The 1,296-nt window shown below is 48.1% G+C and carries 2 protein-coding genes; one reads left to right on the top strand and one right to left on the bottom strand.

The annotated features are described in order from the left end of the window. Nucleotides 1-177 precede the first annotated feature (177 nt). Complete coding sequence (locus tag GNF10_RS36935; RefSeq protein ID WP_185582158.1) at nt 178-315, bottom strand: hypothetical protein; 138 nt, start codon at nt 313-315, stop codon at nt 178-180. A 127-nt stretch (nt 316-442) separates the two neighbouring features. Here GNF10_RS36935 and mobV point away from each other — a divergent pair. Then, nucleotides 443-1,296 (top strand): MobV family relaxase (gene mobV, locus GNF10_RS36930; protein ID WP_185607498.1); only part of this gene is annotated, 854 nt, incomplete at its 3' end.

Raw genomic sequence — 1,296 nt, 5'->3', positions numbered from 1 at the left:
ATCTTAGTTTGCGACCCACCAACGTCCACGCTGAGGTAAATGTCAGTCATGCAAATAGCTGGTTAAAACGATGATCTGATTTTAGTGCAGATTTAGAGCAGAATGGCACTGTTCAGGTGCAGATATTGCACCAATTTAGCACAATCTGGCACTCGTGATTCACCTCGGTTCATGACCCTAAATGCTGATTTCGGCTGACCAAATTGTGCCAAGTTGCGCCATTATTGTGCTGAGTTGCTCCATATTTGTGCCAAGAGGTCGCGTTTGTAGTGGGAGTGGGCGCTGTTGCCGCAGAATTTCGCTTGGGTGTACCATGTTGTTGGTGTACCCACTACACCTTTTTGCCCTGACGGGTGGCTTGCGCCATTTCTCCCTGACGGTCGAAACAAAAAGGTTCCGTGGGGTCTGCGACGCAATTGCACTCAATCACTCAAAAAGTGGCATGGCTTACGCTATTGCAAGGATTAAAAAGCTCAAGCGCAGTAACTTGGCTGGCAGTGAAGCGCACACCGCACGTCAGCGAGAAACACCCAACGCTGATTCAGATAAACAAAATATCAGATTCATTGGCACTAACAACCCAACGCTCTCATTAGATCAGTTGGTGATGGAAAAGATAGGGGAGCAGAAACGGAAGATTCGCCCCGATGCGGTTTACTGCACTGAGATTTTATTGACTGCCAGCCCCGAATATTTCCGTCCCAACTGCCCAACACAAGCGGGTTACTATGAGCAGGATAAAGTTGACTCCTGGCTTTCTGCATCCAAACAATGGTTAGATTCGCGGTACAGCGATCGCATTGTCAGGGCAGAATTACACTTGGATGAAGCGACACCCCATATTCATGCTTATTTTGTCCCCCTTGATGAAAAAGGGCAACTGAGGGCCAAGCACTTCTTCGACGGTCGCTTGAAGATGAGGCAGTTTCAAGATTCCTACTCAGAAGCTACAGAACATCTGGGGTTAGAGCGTGGCATTAAGGGTAGTAGGGCGCAACACCAGGACATTAAGGACTTTTACAGCGTTGTTAATGCTGGTATAGAACCAGATATCAGCCTCACCCAGTTGCAATTGCAAGCTAAAGCAGCTGACCGGGATAGGGCGCAAGCCAAAAAACAGCAGATGGAAGCTACAGCTAAAGCTTTGGCTCTTGAAAATGAACTCAAAGATAAGCGCATCAAGGAATTAGAGGCACAAGTAGCTTTTTGGCAGCAGCAAACTCAACAACTGCGCGACTTGGCTTTAGAGGATGTCGCTTGGGAACTGGGGCTAAATTACGAGCGTGAGCGGTGGCG

It is taken from the genome of Nostoc sp. UCD121 (assembly GCF_014222285.1).
GTDB lineage: Bacteria > Cyanobacteriota > Cyanobacteriia > Cyanobacteriales > Nostocaceae > Nostoc.
This window is presented reverse-complemented; position numbering and strand designations above follow the sequence as displayed.